Annotated in this window: 19 protein-coding genes; 8 read left to right on the top strand and 11 right to left on the bottom strand. The window is 43.8% G+C overall.

Features of this window, described 5'->3' with window-relative positions; genetic code table 11:
* Positions 1–4 precede the first annotated feature (4 nt).
* From DXA36_RS26745 to DXA36_RS26765, 4 genes are all read right to left on the bottom strand, one after another.
* Positions 5–304: a hypothetical protein gene (locus tag DXA36_RS26745; protein ID WP_118682329.1), complete on the bottom strand. Its 300-nt coding sequence runs from the start codon at positions 302–304 to the stop codon at positions 5–7.
* A gap of 69 nt (positions 305–373) precedes the next feature.
* Positions 374–790 carry a hypothetical protein gene (locus tag DXA36_RS26750; RefSeq protein WP_118682330.1) on the bottom strand — a complete coding sequence of 139 codons (417 nt, stop codon included), beginning with the start codon at positions 788–790 and terminating at the stop codon, positions 374–376.
* Positions 791–905: 115 nt separating this feature from the next.
* The gene (locus DXA36_RS26755) at positions 906–1,283 is read right to left on the bottom strand and encodes a hypothetical protein (protein WP_118682331.1); all 378 of its coding nucleotides are present in this window, start codon (positions 1,281–1,283) and stop codon (positions 906–908) included.
* A 288-nt stretch (positions 1,284–1,571) separates the two neighbouring features.
* Positions 1,572–1,961, bottom strand: coding sequence for a hypothetical protein (locus DXA36_RS26765; RefSeq protein ID WP_118682333.1), 390 nt, complete (start codon positions 1,959–1,961; stop codon positions 1,572–1,574).
* A 183-nt stretch (positions 1,962–2,144) separates the two neighbouring features.
* Between DXA36_RS26765 and DXA36_RS26770 the strand changes: the two genes are divergently transcribed.
* Both DXA36_RS26770 and DXA36_RS26775 read left to right on the top strand, forming a co-directional pair.
* The gene (locus tag DXA36_RS26770; RefSeq protein WP_182479271.1) at positions 2,145–2,450 is read left to right on the top strand and encodes a helix-turn-helix domain-containing protein; all 306 of its coding nucleotides are present in this window, start codon (positions 2,145–2,147) and stop codon (positions 2,448–2,450) included.
* 70 nt (positions 2,451–2,520) lie between these two features.
* Positions 2,521–3,003: an ImmA/IrrE family metallo-endopeptidase gene (locus DXA36_RS26775; protein WP_118682335.1), complete on the top strand. Its 483-nt coding sequence runs from the start codon at positions 2,521–2,523 to the stop codon at positions 3,001–3,003.
* Between the two features lie 60 nt (positions 3,004–3,063).
* Here the strand turns inward: DXA36_RS26775 and DXA36_RS26780 are convergent, their stop codons facing one another.
* Complete coding sequence (locus tag DXA36_RS26780; protein ID WP_182479272.1) at positions 3,064–4,200, bottom strand: lactonase family protein; 1,137 nt, start codon at positions 4,198–4,200, stop codon at positions 3,064–3,066.
* A 1-nt stretch (position 4,201) separates the two neighbouring features.
* On the bottom strand, positions 4,202–4,951 hold the full coding sequence (locus tag DXA36_RS26785) for a hypothetical protein (RefSeq protein WP_118682337.1): 750 nt from the start codon (positions 4,949–4,951) through the stop codon (positions 4,202–4,204).
* Positions 4,952–5,156: 205 nt separating this feature from the next.
* Here DXA36_RS26785 and DXA36_RS26790 point away from each other — a divergent pair, with 205 nt between their 5' ends.
* On the top strand, positions 5,157–5,495 hold the full coding sequence (locus DXA36_RS26790) for a cyclic-di-AMP receptor (RefSeq protein ID WP_009254987.1): 339 nt from the start codon (positions 5,157–5,159) through the stop codon (positions 5,493–5,495).
* 83 nt (positions 5,496–5,578) lie between these two features.
* On the opposite strand, the gene DXA36_RS26795 is transcribed toward DXA36_RS26790, so the two are convergent.
* From DXA36_RS26795 to DXA36_RS26810, 4 genes are all read right to left on the bottom strand, one after another.
* Positions 5,579–6,643, bottom strand: a complete 1,065-nt coding sequence (locus DXA36_RS26795; protein ID WP_118682338.1) for an SGNH/GDSL hydrolase family protein — start codon at positions 6,641–6,643, stop codon at positions 5,579–5,581.
* 47 nt (positions 6,644–6,690) lie between these two features.
* On the bottom strand, positions 6,691–8,151 hold the full coding sequence (locus tag DXA36_RS26800; RefSeq protein ID WP_118682339.1) for an MBOAT family O-acyltransferase: 1,461 nt from the start codon (positions 8,149–8,151) through the stop codon (positions 6,691–6,693).
* Between the two features lie 9 nt (positions 8,152–8,160).
* Positions 8,161–9,366 carry a cation:proton antiporter gene (locus DXA36_RS26805; protein ID WP_330425107.1) on the bottom strand — a complete coding sequence of 402 codons (1,206 nt, stop codon included), beginning with the start codon at positions 9,364–9,366 and terminating at the stop codon, positions 8,161–8,163.
* Between the two features lie 174 nt (positions 9,367–9,540).
* On the bottom strand, positions 9,541–10,506 hold the full coding sequence (locus DXA36_RS26810) for a carbohydrate kinase family protein (protein WP_118682341.1): 966 nt from the start codon (positions 10,504–10,506) through the stop codon (positions 9,541–9,543).
* A 205-nt stretch (positions 10,507–10,711) separates the two neighbouring features.
* On the opposite strand from DXA36_RS26810, the gene DXA36_RS26815 reads away from it, so the two are divergent.
* A complete protein-coding gene (locus tag DXA36_RS26815; protein WP_118682342.1) occupies positions 10,712–11,110 on the top strand; it encodes a phasin family protein in 399 nt (132 codons plus the stop codon).
* A complete protein-coding gene (locus DXA36_RS26820; protein WP_243114752.1) occupies positions 11,061–12,692 on the top strand; it encodes an ABC1 kinase family protein in 1,632 nt (543 codons plus the stop codon). The genes DXA36_RS26815 and DXA36_RS26820 overlap by 50 nt, the downstream gene beginning before the upstream one ends.
* 81 nt (positions 12,693–12,773) lie before the next feature.
* Here the strand turns inward: DXA36_RS26820 and DXA36_RS26825 are convergent, their stop codons facing one another.
* Positions 12,774–12,986 (bottom strand): zinc ribbon domain-containing protein, encoded by a 213-nt coding sequence (locus DXA36_RS26825; RefSeq protein ID WP_118682344.1) that lies wholly within the window; start codon positions 12,984–12,986, stop codon positions 12,774–12,776.
* Between the two features lie 240 nt (positions 12,987–13,226).
* Between DXA36_RS26825 and DXA36_RS33175 the strand changes: the two genes are divergently transcribed.
* The 3 genes from DXA36_RS33175 (at position 13,227) to DXA36_RS26835 (ending at position 15,401) form a co-directional block, all read left to right on the top strand.
* On the top strand, positions 13,227–13,379 hold the full coding sequence (locus tag DXA36_RS33175; RefSeq protein ID WP_182479273.1) for a hypothetical protein: 153 nt from the start codon (positions 13,227–13,229) through the stop codon (positions 13,377–13,379).
* A gap of 282 nt (positions 13,380–13,661) precedes the next feature.
* Positions 13,662–14,198 carry an RNA polymerase sigma factor gene (locus DXA36_RS26830; protein WP_118682345.1) on the top strand — a complete coding sequence of 179 codons (537 nt, stop codon included), beginning with the start codon at positions 13,662–13,664 and terminating at the stop codon, positions 14,196–14,198.
* 15 nt (positions 14,199–14,213) lie between these two features.
* Positions 14,214–15,401, top strand: a complete 1,188-nt coding sequence (locus tag DXA36_RS26835) for a hypothetical protein (RefSeq protein WP_118682346.1) — start codon at positions 14,214–14,216, stop codon at positions 15,399–15,401.
* Positions 15,402–15,434: the final 33 nt, after the last annotated feature.

Consider the following 15,434-nt stretch of genomic DNA (forward strand, 5'->3'; position numbering starts at 1 on the left):
TTTATTATTCCTTCTGTTCTCTCCCCAGAAGCTTCCTGAAAAAACCGCTTCGATCCACCGCCAAAGTAAAACTTTCATAAATGCTATCCAATGAACCACCGCCCATAATATGCTGTTCTATCAATCTTTCAGCTTCATCTCTGCTACAGCCCGCACAAATTCCCACAAAAGCTGTTGCAACAGAAAAGACCTTCTGCTTTTGAAATAAATCAATGATAGAAAATCCCATATCCTCCATTGCTACCATATCTTTAAAACCTAACTGGGGAACCTCATATTCTTTATTATTTATTTTAATACTCATATTTTGCACGCTCCTTCATTTTATTGTTTATAGGAAGCCGGACAACCGGCTCCCTAATGGGTTCAGATATTATTCCTTTGCTGCAACAGTAATACGTGTTGACGGTGATACACTGATAGTCATCTCCCTGACTCCGTTTACTTCGCCTTCATTTATAAATACGATGTGCTGCCCGCTCCAGGACGCAATACCATCGGCACCATCTGTCCCCATGCTCAGTCTGTACTGGCCTGGTGTACCTGCCTTGGCATTCACTGCCGTATACGCTTCAAATGTATAGTTCGCCAAAAACTCCATGGCTTCCATGGTCTGTACCCCCGGGACAAAAGTCTGGGTCTCATCTTCCAGATCCGTTGTTTCGATCTGTTCCGGAGAACCGCCTAATGCCGGATAAGATTTAATTGTGCATAATTTTGCCCAGCTTGTTCCATCCGAACTGAATTCTAAAATTGTTCCCATTGTACTTAATGCTTTTTTTACTGTCATGATTTTTCCTCCTGATTTAAATTAGTATATGTAAACCTTAATCAGAGTCCATGTCTGCGGTTAAACTGGCCTCCGGAAATTTAAAATTCCTGTTAAGGGGTTTACCTATTATTTTCTATATATAATCTCCATCTGCAATAATCCTGCTATACACTGCAGTCAGTGAGAGAATGCTGCTATCATTTATTTCTGCCGGCTGTTTCCATCCCTGGATTCTGTTAAAAAACATATTTCTCATAGTGTTATCCACTTCACCCGCAATCCGGAAACCATCCTCCGGATTTCCCTGATATTGAATATGTAACTCTATAACCGGCTTTACCGCACACTCCTGGTTATCCATATCAACTACAGCAACCGGATTTTCTGTTTGATTTATCCATATATAAGGAAATTCTTCCGGATTAGGTATATAAGCCAGACTGATATTATTACAAACTGTTTTTAAATCCTTCTGCATACGAACCAGAATATCCATTCTTTTATCAATCATATTAATCTCGTTCCTTTCCAGACTGCTGGTTTTTCTCAATCCGGTTCTTGGGAGTAAACAGATATCTGTTTTCTGACGTATTAAATACGTTCATACCGCCACATTCCGTTTTTGGACATTTTACTTCTCCCCTGCCTTCAAATGTTCCAAGCATTCTGCCGCAGCCTCCGCATCTTACTTCCACCAATCACATCACCTCTTTTCATCTAATTACAATAATTTTTAGGAACGGTACCGTTTCTCTCTTTCACAATTGTAGAATAACAAAAGTTAATGTCCTTAAGGTGGTCATATTTTTCTCTCTCTGTCCAACAGGTAGAAAAAATATCTCCGATAGTCATAAAATGTTCTTTGACAACAGGGGATTCCCATAATATCCCGTAAATACCAAAAAGGTTCTTCGTAACAGACGGATTTAATTAAATACTGCTGTAAATCCTGGCTGGCCTGTCTTGCAGCATTTTCCACAATATGACACTTACTTTCAAGCTCTTCCTTTCTTCTCTTGTCCGGAATATCCTCTACACTGACCCCGGAGAATGTCATACTTCCTGCCGGATTCTTAAGTCGTTTTAAATTGCTTACCCATTCCGGATATTGTTCACAAAAACCGCTTAATTCTTTATATCGTTTTCCGCTGATTCCATATTTTTCAAGGCTCAGTTCCCGTTTATTCATAATATTCTCCTTCCTGTTTTCCATTGAACTGTTAATCAATATATACAGAAATACTGTACTATTCAAAAATAACACAGTAATTCTGTATAGTCAAGTCCTATATACAGATTTACTGAACTTTATCTTTACACCAACACAGTTTTACTGTATAATTTTCAATAAATAATGGTAAGGAGAAAATTAATGACTCAACTTGGAGAAAATATTAAGAAATTCAGACTCTTATCTAATTTAAAACAGGAAGAATTGGCTCTCAAACTGGGAAAGTCAAAAAATGTTATATCCAACTGGGAAAGAGGCGATAATAAACCGGATGCGGATATGATTGAAAAGATGTGTAAAATATTTAAAATTGAACCTAATCAGATATATGGCTGGGATACGATGACGGAAACAATTGCCGCTCATTTCAGCGGTGATGAATACACACAAGAAGAATTGGAAGAAATCAGGCAATATGCCGCTTTTATTAAGAGCAGAAAGAAATAAAGTCCGTTTTATAGTACTTCATTTATGCTATAGTAACGTATTATATATTAGTGCGGAGGAATGGCAACGAGTGAATGAATATGAAGAATTAACTCAAAAAGCGGATGATGAACATATAGAAGTCATTACCTATCCCTTTCAAAGTGAAAGGATCAAAGGACTTTATATAGACGGAACTATCACTCTGAATGAAAACATAACTACTACGTCAGAACGGGCCTGCATTCTTGCAGAAGAACTGGGACACTATTATACTGCCTCAGGTAATATTATTAACCAGAACATTGATGAAAACCGAAAACAGGAATTAAGAGGACGTTATTGGGCTTATAATGAACGAATCGGATTATCAGGAATTATACATGCCTATAAATCGGGCTGCAGAAACCTTCATGAAATGTCTGTTTTACTGAATGTAACCGAAGAATTTCTGAAGGATGCCCTTGCTGTTTATCATTCTAAATATGGAATTTATGCTGAAATAGAAGAGTATATTATTTTGTTTGAGCCTGCACTTACCGTTATTGAAAGATTTGGGTATTTCTCTGATTAGTTGCAATGAAATTACAAAAATGTCTTCCGTTTATAAGCGGAAGACATTTTTGTTTCAGAATTATGTGGTAAACTGCAGGCAAACCACCGCCCCTGCCTCATAAATCCACCGTTTCTCCAGTTTCCCCGATTTATCATCCCTCTCAAACACCACCAGATTATCGCTGTCCTGATTCGCTGCCAGCAGCCACCGGCCGGACGGGGAAATCTGAAATCCCCTGGGATTCTTTCCTTCGGAAGATATCCACTGCACCCCTTCAAGAGTCCCCCTGTTATCCACACGGTATACTCCTATGCTGTCATCCCCCCGGTTTCCCACATAAAGAAATCGGTTATCCGGAGACAATGCCACTCCTCCTGCCGTGCTTCTTTGTATCTTCCCACTCCTTTCCGGCAGACTGGATATCATCTGCTGCAGAGTGATTTTTCTATCCTCTTTTTCCCACTCCAGCACCGCAATCTCATTACTCAGCTCACAGGTCACATACACTTTCTTTTTATCCGGGGCAAAGGCAATACTTCTGGGCCCGCTTCCCGCCGGAAGAAAAACAGATGCTGCACATTCCATTGCGTCACCGCTCCTATCGGCCTCCAGACAGGATATTTCATCGGTTCCCAAATCCGCAATCCAAAGGAAATCACCTTCTATAGCTGCGCTATGTACATGAGGTTTCTCCTGGCGGATGGGATTGCGCAGCCTCTCCCTGTTGTCCCGGTTCTCTTTTTCCCCGAACCTGTGGACAAGCTGCCAATCCATCTCAGAAAGGCTTCCGTCCTCTGCAAGACGGAAACGGCTCATGCTGCCGCCGTTATAATTTGCCGTATAAACAAAACAGCCCCGGCAGTCAGCGCTCACATGGCAGGGTGCCGCCCCCATGACGGGAAGGATATTTTTCAGCACAATTTCCCCTTCATCTCCCAACTGGTAAGCACTCAAAGCCCCGCCATGGGTCCCCTTATAATCATCCAGTTCATTCACCGCATACAGCATCCTGCGATCCGGGGAAAAAGCAATCCAGGAAGCATTGAGAGCCTGTCCGTAAGCCCTCTTTTTTTCCAGCTTTCCCGTCTCTTCATCAAAGCTCCACAGACATATCCCTTTTCCGTTGCCCTGATAAAACGTTCCGTCACCGGTCAGCACAGGTGCATTATAGCTGCCCGTATATAGCCGGATTTTCCCGTTTTCATCTGATTTCATTTTAATCGTCTCCTTCCAATACCTGATACAGATAGGCATTTCCCTTTTTGCCCACCCGTTCCACCACCTGCGCATAAGTCAATATATTCAGTACTATCTGAGCCAGATTGGCCCGGATATGAACCTCCTTTGCAAACTCCTTTACGGTAAAAGGCTCCGGGATACCATAGGGAATCAGCTGAAGATAATCCCTGGGACAGTCAATTTCCATGACATCCACCAGCTCCAACGGAATTCGGTCATATCTGGAGGATCCCTTTTTCTTATCCCTGCTCCATCCGTTTAACAGCCGGTATTCCTCCATGTTTATAAACACCAGCTTCAGATGAAGATTATCATCCAAAAGAAAATTCTTGATTTTATATAATTCCTTGAACGCACCATAGGCATTCCCTTTAACCGGCGATTTTCTCCGGCCGCCAAACTCCCCGGTTTCCTCATCAATCCATATCAGCCACTTTTCATAAGGGATAGGGTAAATAATGGTTACCGGATAAAGAGGAAGGAATTTGCGCAGCTTATCCCTCATCCGGTCAAAGCTTCTCGTCTGTATCTCCACAATTTCCGTCCCGGTATAGATGTCAGCCACGCTTCCTTCGATGGGTATTTCATGCATATCCTCATCCGGAGCATAATAATTTTTCAAAACCGCATGGACTGTTTTTTCCGACAGGGTTCCGATCCCCTGCCGTTCCCTCACCGTTCCCACAATCTTATCCCTGGCCCAATCAAAGCGTTCCTTATCGGTCACGTCATTCTATCCTTTCCCATATCCTGACTTTTCTATTACGGATCCACATCCTCACAGCTTCACTCTTCCTATCATAACCTACTTCTTGTGATTTTGCACAATTTTTGTTAAATTTGTGCAAAATAAATTGCTATTTTCCAGAAAAATACTTATACTAAGAGAAAGAAAACTTGTGTCGCATAAAAGCGGCGGAAGGGAGTAGCCTATGAAAATGCTCTTAGCTATTGTGCATAATGAAGATGCACCTTTACTTATCAATGAACTGAATGAAAAGAAGTATTTTGTTACCAAACTTGCCACCACCGGCGGCTTTCTGAAAAAAGGCAATACCACACTTCTTCTGGGTATCGAAGATGAAAAAGTGGATGCGGTGTGCGAAATCATCAAGCAGCATTCAGGCAAACGTCAGCAGATCATGTATACGCCCCCGGCTCCTTCCAATTGTAACGTATATCCCAACGCAGTTTCCAGCGTACCGGTTAATGTGGAGGTGGGCGGTGCCACTATCTTTATCATGCCTGTTGATGATTTCAGAAAGGTTTAACTTTCCTTTGCATGTATTTTAACAAAACCACAGCTCTTCTGCCGCTGTGCAGAAGGCGCTGTGGTTTTTTATGTTACTTTTCACTATTTCTGCCTGTCCTGATTAAAATACTTATGAATTTCCTTTTCCAGTATTTCTTCAACCAGTTCCTGCATTTGGGCAAGCTTATCCTGATAATTTTCCCGGGTAAGCCGGTAATTGTCTTCTTTCATCTGTTCTACCATATACTGGTTGATCCCGGCTGTAAAATGAACCGGATCCATATAATTATCCAAATCCAGGATAATCTCCCTGTCATTCTGGAAATAATACATCCTTACATTCTCATAATCCAGCAGTCTTTCCATAGAAGTGCGGGCCGCGTACATGGACTGCCCTAATTCCCCGCTTCTGTACATATTATCCCACCACAGCATGGAATAAGGGGGATAAAAAAAGGTAAAGGTGGTTTCCGGATGCCTTTCCACCTGTTTTACCAGAAGATCCACATTGCCGTCCACAAAGTCTTTATATTCTTCTTCCGCCTTCCCAGGCTGTATTACGTCCGGCCGGTTATAATTACGCAGCGCCTCTTCCCTGCCGAAGGTTTTGTATTGTGCCCAGTTATAAGAGGTCCCTTCGTCGTAAGGCTCCAGAAAGGTTTCCGCCAGCATATACGGGATATCCTCAAAAATCACATCTTTATTCAGCACATACTTAACATCCGTAAACAGATTGTTGTCATACAGATACAAAGGCATGGATTCATCCGGAAATACGGTATCCGGATCCCCTCCCAGGGCAAACAAATCCAGACTGTAAAAAACAGCTTTTATTTCCCTGTTTTCAAACCCCTGCTTCAGATAATAGTCCAGCTGGGCCGTTATCCCGGAGCTTTTTATGGCTTTTACCGTAGTGACGCCAAAAGCATCATCAAACCATCTGTTATTGAAATTCTCCGCCGTGGAGGATCCCAAAATCAGGCTGTCATAGGAGAAATTACGAATAGTCCCTATACTTTGGTATTCCTTTTTGGTCAATACCGCTTTTAATGGACCCACCGGCTCATGATAATGAAAAAAGGGATCAAACAGGATCACCAGCCCTGCGGCCAGAACCAGAAGGATTCCTGCCGTAACCGCATAATTTTTAAGAAATTTCTGATACATAGTGTCTCCGCTGTTTTCGAGGATAACCGGTCAAACCCGTTATCCTGCTAGAAATTAAAATAAACAAAAGTACTCACCCCGGACAGGGACAGGACGGACCAGACAAAAAGAAAAGCCAACCCAAAGGTAAAGGAAAAGGTAATCTTCTTTCTTTCCACCTGCTGCTGCGTTGTTTTCTGTGTAAGCACCACAACACAGATTCCTGAAATAAAAAGCATAACCGCCAGCTGTGCGGTTCCTACCAGCCCCGGCGCAGCTATAGACAGCGCTTTCGTCACAAGATAAATTTCAGAAGGCTCCATAGCGGCCGCCAAAGCCATTACCGAACCATTATACTCTAAGGAAAATATCCTTCCCATAATCCGAAAGCCGTCTCCCAGACTGTCCGCCCGGAAAAAAACAAAGGCGGCACATATATAAGCAAAGGTAAGAGCTTTCGCCAGCCACTTTTTTCTCACCTTTACCAGTTCCAGGCTGTTAAAAGCAACGCCGATCCCATGGAGAAGCCCCCAGAAAACAAAGGTCCAGTTGGCACCATGCCACAGTCCGCTGACCAGAAAAGTGATCAGCGTATTCAGAATCGTCCTGGCTTTTCCTTTCCTGCTGCCGCCCAAGGGAAAATAAACATAGGTCTGCAGAAAGGAACTCAGGGTAATATGCCATCTCTTCCAGAAATCCTTTACCGATTCCGCCTTATAGGGGGAACGGAAATTCTCCGGTATGGTAATACGGAACATTTTCCCGATACCGATAGCCATATCCGAATAGCCGCTGAAGTCAAAATACAGTTCCAGGGTATAAAAGCATGCCACCGCAAGACCCGAGATGCTGTCCAGGGAAGCAATATTAGCATATCCGTAATTAACTGCCAGTGCAAGCGTATCTGCCAGAAGCACCTTTTTGCCCAGCCCCATGGTAAACTGCATCACGCCTTTTGCAAAACTTTCCGCATCGAACCTCCGCAGGGCTTCCTCACGGAACTGGGAAACCGTCCCCGCATGAAGTACGATGGGGCCTGAAATCAGGGAAGGAAAAAAGGTAACGAAGCTCAGGTAATCCAGAAGCCCGTAATGGGGCGCTTCCCCTCTGCACCGGTCAATGAGATAAGACATCTGCTGAAAGGTGAAAAAACTGATTCCAAGAGGCAGGATAATAGTTTTTAACTGAAAATCCGCATGGAAAAGAGCGTTTACATTTTCCAGGAAGAAATTACAGTACTTAAAATATCCCAGCGCCCCCAGATTTCCCAGACATCCCACAGCAAGGAAAAGCTTCCGGCTGCGGGGTGTGTTTTTGCGGAACAGCAAGGCACTGATACCATAGTTAAAAATACAGCTTCCCGCAATAACCCAAAGAAAGCTTATATTATAATAAGCATAAAACCACAGGGACATCCCAATCAGAAATCCCTGCGCCAGCTTATACTGCCTGCACCGGTTCAGCAGGAACCAGCCCGCCAAAGCCAGAGGCAGAAACAGAAACAGAAAAAAATAGGAATTAAAAAGCATGCGTTCCTCCTAAGAAACCAAAGCGGAATCCGGTTCCTGCGGTGTCTTGTCCTTAGAATACAATATTTTCAGTATAATCGGTGTAAGAATGGAAGAAAATACAATCAACAGAATAACCGCCGTAAAATAAACGGAATTCAGCAGACCCACATTCAGGCCCTTCTGCGCCACAATAAGGGCCACTTCCCCTCTGGTCATCATACCCACGCCGATTTTCAGGGAATCCGCATTACTGAATCGGCATATTTTCGCCATAATACCACAACCCACAATTTTTGTAATAAGTCCAACCAATACAAAACATACGGCAAAAAACAGAATCGACACATTCATATCCCCGATATCCGTTTTCAGGCCAATGCTGACAAAGAAGATAGGCCCGAAGATCATATATGAATTAATATCCATTTTCCGCGCAATGTAATCCGAATCCTGAATGGAACACAGAATGAGGCCTGCCACATAAGCACCTGTTATATCCGCAATACCAAAATACTTTTCTGCAATAAAAGCCATGGCAAAACAAAGAGCCAACCCTAAAATGGGGATTCTCCTTGTGTGGGGATATCTTTTGTCCATCCACTTAAATATGATGTAGCAGACAAACCCCACCCCTATGGCAAACAGGAAAAACAGTACCGTATCCATAACCACAGTTCCCGGATTGGATTCCGGATTTTTAAAACCGATAACAAAAGTAAGTACGATAATACCGATAACATCATCGATGATTGCCGCGCTCAGGATGGTGGTCCCCACCTTCCCCTTCAGTTTTCCCATTTCCTTCAGGGACTCCACCGTAATACTCACCGAGGTAGCCGTCAGGATTACCCCCATAAATACCGCCTTATAGAATGCTTCCGACCCCCAGGGTGTAAGCCCGTAAAATCCCATATACAAAAGGGAACCGCCGATAAGGGGGATAAAAACCCCGCAAAGCGCAATAAGCAGGGCGATTGGCCCTGTTTTCATCAGATCGCGCAGGTTGGTTCCCAGCCCCGCGGAAAACATCAGCAGAATAACACCGATTTCAGCCATCTGCAGTATAAAATTGGACTGCTCCACCATACCCAGCAAACTGGGACCCAGAATAAGGCCCGCCACAATTTCCCCTACCACCTGGGGCGCTTTACATTTTCTTGCCAAAATAGCAAATATTTTTGCAGCAACGATAATAATTGCCAAATCTCTGAACACATTATAAGCTTCCATCATTTCCTCCCTCATTGTTTCTCACTGACTACAGTCTGTTATTTCACAGGGCAACCAACACCGGATCCGGATATGGGAACACAAGATGCGCAGGTGCCGCCGCCTTCCCCGTAGGGTACCGGCTATGCAGCACCTGCGCTTATTCCCTTCCGTAATAACTATCCGGCTTCACCCGTATTAATTTGCGGCCCGGATAAAGCGTTCCACTTCTTCCCTGTCCGGCATAACGCGGAGCGCGCCCTTTCTGGTTGTTACAATGGATGCGGCCGCATTGGCAAAGGTAAGCATTTCCCTAAGCCTGCCCTCATCCAGATTATCAAGGCCGTACGTTAACAGGTAATGCAGGCAGCTTCCTCCGAAGGTATCCCCCGCCCCTGTGGTTTCAATGGTGCTTTCCTGAAGGAACGGTGCAACCTCCACCTTCCAGTCCTTATAATAAGCCCTGCTGCCATCCCTTCCCATAGAAAGGAGAATCAGAGGGATATCATAATCCTTTCTCAGTCTGGCTATTCCTGCATCGTAATCCTCTTCTCCGGTAAACCACTGGATCTCATTGTCAGATATCTTCAGCACATCACATTGCCCCAGCCCATAAGCCACCTGAACCCTCGCATCCTCCAGGGAATTCCACAGGGGAGGGCGCAGGTTGGGATCAAAAGATACCACTGCCCCGCTTTCTTTTGCCACGGCAATCGCTCTCTTCGTAGCTTCCCTTACTCCCTCATGGGTCATGCTGAGCGTTCCGAAATGAAATATCCTGGATTCCTTTATCAAATCCTCATTCACTTCCTCAGCGGTAAGCAGCATGTCCGCCCCCGGATTCCGGAAGAAAGAAAAATCCCGGTCCCCATCCTCGAAGGTCTGTACAAAAGCAAGAGTCGTCCTGGCATTTTCATCCACAATAAGGTTGGAGGTATCGATCCCCACCTCTTCCAGAGTAGACTTCAGCTTCAGGCCAAAAATATCCTTCCCCACCTTCCCGATAAAAGCGGTAGGATGTCCGCACTTATTCAACATAGCCAGGACATTGCAAGGCGCCCCTCCCGGATTTGCCTCAAATAACGTATTCCCCTGTGCACTTTTTCCATTATCCGTAAAGTCAATTAAAAGCTCGCCTAATGCCGTTACATCGAATTTTTTCATATATGTTAGCCCTTCCTTATTTTTACAGCCCGTTTCAGCTGATTTTATAGATTTATTCTATCAGTTTTTATAAAAAATGGGAACCCTTATCATTATCTTAATTTTTTCTAAATCCTTTCTGAAACACAAGAAATTTTCTGTCAATATGTTATACTATGGGTATCACAAAATAACCGTCTTTTTTATTAAGAAAGGAAGAAGAACAATGGATATTACCGAAGGAATCAAAAAAATATTTCTGGCAGGCGTTGGAGCCGTAGCCACCACCGGAGAAGCTGCCAAAAACCTGATTGACAATCTGGTGGAAAAAGGAGAGCTGACTGTAGAGCAGGGTAAGGTTCTCAACGAAGAACTCAAACGTACCACCAAGGAAAAAATCAATAAGCATGTAACTGTAAATGTGGTTAATGAGTTCAAGGATGTTTTTTCCGCAGTGGACAAGATGTCCAGGGAAGAGCTGGAAGCCCTGAAGGCAAAGCTGGATGAACTTAAGAATGCGGCTCCTGCAGAGGAAGAAGCCAAAGAGGACTGCGCCTGTGAAGAAGAGTGCTCTTGTGAAGAAAAAACCGAAACCTGCGACGGGAACGACTGTGACAACAAATAACCAGCAGCAAAATGATGCCTCCGGTATCCGTCTTAAAGAGATACTGGGGGTTCTGAAAAAGCATCATATTACATCCGGTATCCAACCGGAAAAGCTCCGGCAGATATTGGAGGACTTAGGCCCCACCTATGTAAAACTGGGCCAGATTATGTCCATGCGATCCGATATGCTGCCGGAGTCTTATTGTAAGGAGCTTGAACGGTTAAGAACCGATGTGAAGCCCCTTCCTTTTCATGTCATAAAATCCGAAATAGAGAGAGAACTGGGAAAGCCTGCGGAAGATGTTTTCCGTGAAATATCACCGGATCCTCTTGGCTCTGCCTCTATCGCACAGGTTCACCCGGCAGTTCTGGAAAATGGGGAGCAGGTGGTCATCAAGGTTCAGCGGCCCCGGATCCATGAGATTATGGAAGAAGACATCAAGCTGATGCGCCATGCCGTTTCCCTCCTAAAATTCACCATAGGTACGGGGGAACTCATCGACTTCCGTACCGTCCTGGATGAACTGTGGAAAACCTCTCAGGAAGAGATGGATTTTCTGAAAGAGGCCGCCAATTGTGACACCTTTTTCCAGAACCAGAAGGATATTAAATATGTGACCTGCCCAGGCGTTTACCATGAACTCACCACTTCTCACATTCTTGTCATGAGCTATGTGGAAGGGATTCAGATTGATCACATGGAGGAGCTGGAAGAACAGGGCTATGATATGACCGAAATCGGCCGCAAGGCCGCAGAAAACTACTGCAAGCAGATACTGGAGGACGGTTTTTTCCATGCGGATCCCCACCCTGGTAATATCCGTATTTCCGGCGGGCAGATCGTCTGGCTGGATTTGGGGATGATGGGCACCCTTTCCTCCCGTTACCGCGCCCTCTTTAAAAGAGCCGTGACCGCAGTACTGAAAAACGATATCTATGAACTGAAAAATGTACTTCTCGCTCTCGGCGAAACCAAAGGACGGATTAATCATGCACACTTATATACGGATATCGACGATATTGTGAGCAGATTTCTCACTGCCGGCTTCGGCAGCATGGATGTGGGTGATTTAATAGAAAAGCTTCTGGACATGATAAAATCCCATAATATAGCCATTCCTCCTGATATCACCCTTCTGGGACGAAGCATGGTAACCATGGAAGGAATGCTGTCCGCCTGTTCTCCTGAGGTAAATATGTTCCAGATCCTTTCCGGCCATATGGCTTCCATTCTCATGGACGATTTTAATCTCCGCCATGAAATAAAGCATAATGCCCGGCTGGCCTATTCCTCCCTTTCCAAATCTCTGGAAATCCCTGCCCAGCTTTCCGATTTGCTCAGCATCACCAAAAACGGGCAGACCAAGCTGAACCTGGAATTCACCAACGCGGAAGAGGCCGGCAACAGGATTCAAAACAGCGTACATTCCCTGTCTCTTTCCATACTGACGGCCTCTTTATTTATCGGTTCGTCCCTCTTATGCCTGGCCCCTGTAGAACCCCTTCTCCTGGGTATTCCCTGGCCTGCATTCGCAGGGTTCTCCATCGCTTTTATTCTGTTCCTCTGCCTGCTCCTTCGTATCTTTATGCATAAGAAATAACCTTGGGAACCGCCCTCCTGTCACTTTGCCCCAAAAAACATCCCGGACGGTTCCTTCTGTTCCCTCTAATCAGTTGCCGGTTCAGTTGCCGATAAGGAAATCCAGGATATCCCATCCATCGGAATTCTGTGACTTATACAGCTCTGTAAAACCACACTGCCGGCAGCTGATCGTAACAAATTTCTTATTCTGCACATCGAATATTTTCGCAAAATTTCCCCCCGTTGCCTGAAACTGATCGCTTTCATATTGCTGGCAGCCGCATTTGGGGCATATGTATTGTCTTTTTTCCATTTTTATACCTCTTCATTTTAATTATAGGTAACTGTTCCATATTTTGACAGTTACAAGTATAGTACCTTATAATTATAAGTTGCACCTCCTTTATTATAGCAGATACGGTTCAAAATGAATCTTAAATTATTCTTATTTTTCCCTAAAAACGTGTATTTTTTTTATGTTTTCCTTTATAATTTTACCATGGAAAAAATCAGATAAGCATTTGTTAAACCGTTCAGGAGAAAGGAGATTTTTATGTCAGTATTTGGTGTTCTGTTTATGATTCTTTTTTATTTAGTGATTGCTTCTATCATAGGGGGATTTTTATTTTTTATTATAAAAACCGCCGTAAAAGAGGGTGTCCTTGATGCATTAGAGGAATGGTATCACGGAAAAAATAATAAATAACTTTTCTTACCAGTCTGCCTCTTTCATAAAATTTCTTTTTTCCTGTCAACACTTCCGCTCCCCCATTCGTTCTATATAGGAAAGCATAAATAAGCAAACCTTTACGAAAGGAGGAATTCCTATAAATCCCGAATTATACTATGAATATTATCTTTTTGCTTCTGCCAGGCAAATCGAGAAAAACAGAAGGAAGCTGGAATTAATTTCAGCAGGGAAAAACAAAAAAAACCGCCTTAAGCGGCTGCAATCCCTGTTTAACCCACGTAAGCTTATTCCAAAAAAATGCCGTATTTTCCCGATATCTGGTACAATGAAACTATCATCACAAAAACAGAAGGCGGTCAGGAGAATCTTATGATAACGCAGATTTATCAGCTGTTTTTTCAGGAGCTGGTCCGCTATGTTACCAATATGACCTGTGATAAAAGCGCAGCGGAAGATATTGTACAGGAAACCTTTCTTCGCGCTCTGGAACATGCGGAAACACTGAATGTTATGGATAAACACCAATGCCGTGCATGGCTGTATAAAACAGCCCGTAATCTTTTTATTGATAAAGTAAGAAGGGAAGCGGCTTGCCCGGAAACAGAAGAAAAAACAGAAACACGGGACGATTTATCCCGGATTGAGGTGCGGCAGCTGTGTGAGAAACTGCCGGAAGAAGAACGGATATTATTCATAAAAAGGTATTTTGAGGGCTTTGATTCGACACAGCTGTCCGCCATGTACCATATTCCTTCTTCAACCGTACGTTCCCGCCTTGCAAGCGCCAGACGAAAGCTGCGCCTGAATTATCCCGAACTGGAAAACAAAAAATAAAAGAGAGGTGCCCCTATGGAAACAACAAAAAAATTATCTGTTAATACCGCTGTCTGTGATATGACGGAAATAACGGAAGAAAGACTGTCTCAATATGCTGAAATCAATATCAATGCAGCGGCGGTTATCCAGTCTGAAAAATCCGCCCTGCTCTCTGCAAAATATCCGGTTAGCATGAATACTGCCTGTGTCCTCAAAGTACCGGATGGAACAGAATTAGTGCTCAAAAACGGCTCTGTGGAAATCGGAGAAAAAGACATGGCTTCAGAACATACCATTTTGTTTGTATCCGGCGAGCTTTTTATCCATCCCGCTGCCGGTAATGCCGTTGACAGTTATGAAAAAATAGTTGTAAACGGAAGTCTCCTCTATCCGGAAGGCCTTGCCGCTTCCCTGTCCAAAATACAGGTGAACGGCAAACAGAAAAGCTATCCTGATAACGCCGTCTGCCTGCTGAAAGACATTGTTATTGATAAATTTTTTATCCTCCGTGCCCGCCCGAATACCCCTTATTTCATAACCGGAACGGTAAGTATCCTGGATCCTGATTCGGATATCCGCACATTGCTGGAAAAACAGGTCACGCTCCTTTGCTCAAATGCTGCGATAACAGAAAACTTATTCGTACCCAGCCTTCCCTTATTTCCTGATCATACTGAAATTGAGATCATTCCTGACGGCTGCTGTATCCTGCCGGATACTATAACGATTAATCCCGGTACTATCCGGATGTTTGGGAAAAAACTTTATAAAAGAGGAAATCTTACATTAACCAGGGAAACGATAGGAGTGCTGACTGAACTGGAATATCTGAAGGTAACAGGCACCCTGTACATTCCTGAAAAATGTATTCCGGAAATATCTGATCTTCCTGTGGAATACGGCAATCTTTTTGCAAGCAAAGGCACACTTATAACAGATCAAAGCATAATGCATATCGACAGACAGTTGCTGGAACAGGAAACAGATGGTCTGCACGTAATTGACTGCGCTGTGGCTGAAATTGCCGATGATGTGACTCCTGAACTCCTCCGGGATCGTCTTAAGCTGGAAGACATTGCGGTTGTCAGATGTTCGCCTGCACTTAAAAATGCGGTACGCCTCGTATCCGGGGATATTGCGGTGTTTGAAGATCGTAAGGAGGAACCGGAGGCAGACGGGGATAATACCACGTATGTTAATGCCGCAAGTTATAAATTCTGATAATATATCCATATAATCAAACATCCCGCGCAA

Source organism: Eisenbergiella sp. OF01-20, assembly GCF_003478085.1.
In the GTDB taxonomy this organism is placed as follows: domain Bacteria; phylum Bacillota; class Clostridia; order Lachnospirales; family Lachnospiraceae; genus Eisenbergiella.

Coding starts and splice junctions, on each gene's coding strand:
- DXA36_RS26835 (WP_118682346.1), top strand. CDS start 14,214: ATGGAAACAACAAAAAAATTATCTGTTAATACCGCTGTCTGTGATATG.
- DXA36_RS26750 (WP_118682330.1), bottom strand. CDS start 790: ATGACAGTAAAAAAAGCATTAAGTACAATGGGAACAATTTTAGAATTC.
- DXA36_RS26745 (WP_118682329.1), bottom strand. CDS start 304: ATGAGTATTAAAATAAATAATAAAGAATATGAGGTTCCCCAGTTAGGT.
- DXA36_RS26825 (WP_118682344.1), bottom strand. CDS start 12,986: ATGGAAAAAAGACAATACATATGCCCCAAATGCGGCTGCCAGCAATAT.
- DXA36_RS26805 (WP_330425107.1), bottom strand. CDS start 9,366: ATGATGGAAGCTTATAATGTGTTCAGAGATTTGGCAATTATTATCGTT.
- DXA36_RS26770 (WP_182479271.1), top strand. CDS start 2,145: ATGACTCAACTTGGAGAAAATATTAAGAAATTCAGACTCTTATCTAAT.
- DXA36_RS26755 (WP_118682331.1), bottom strand. CDS start 1,283: ATGATTGATAAAAGAATGGATATTCTGGTTCGTATGCAGAAGGATTTA.
- DXA36_RS26795 (WP_118682338.1), bottom strand. CDS start 6,643: ATGTATCAGAAATTTCTTAAAAATTATGCGGTTACGGCAGGAATCCTT.
- DXA36_RS33175 (WP_182479273.1), top strand. CDS start 13,227: ATGTCAGTATTTGGTGTTCTGTTTATGATTCTTTTTTATTTAGTGATT.
- DXA36_RS26790 (WP_009254987.1), top strand. CDS start 5,157: ATGAAAATGCTCTTAGCTATTGTGCATAATGAAGATGCACCTTTACTT.
- DXA36_RS26780 (WP_182479272.1), bottom strand. CDS start 4,200: ATGAAATCAGATGAAAACGGGAAAATCCGGCTATATACGGGCAGCTAT.
- DXA36_RS26765 (WP_118682333.1), bottom strand. CDS start 1,961: ATGAATAAACGGGAACTGAGCCTTGAAAAATATGGAATCAGCGGAAAA.
- DXA36_RS26815 (WP_118682342.1), top strand. CDS start 10,712: ATGGATATTACCGAAGGAATCAAAAAAATATTTCTGGCAGGCGTTGGA.
- DXA36_RS26810 (WP_118682341.1), bottom strand. CDS start 10,506: ATGAAAAAATTCGATGTAACGGCATTAGGCGAGCTTTTAATTGACTTT.
- DXA36_RS26800 (WP_118682339.1), bottom strand. CDS start 8,151: ATGCTTTTTAATTCCTATTTTTTTCTGTTTCTGTTTCTGCCTCTGGCT.
- DXA36_RS26830 (WP_118682345.1), top strand. CDS start 13,662: ATGCCGTATTTTCCCGATATCTGGTACAATGAAACTATCATCACAAAA.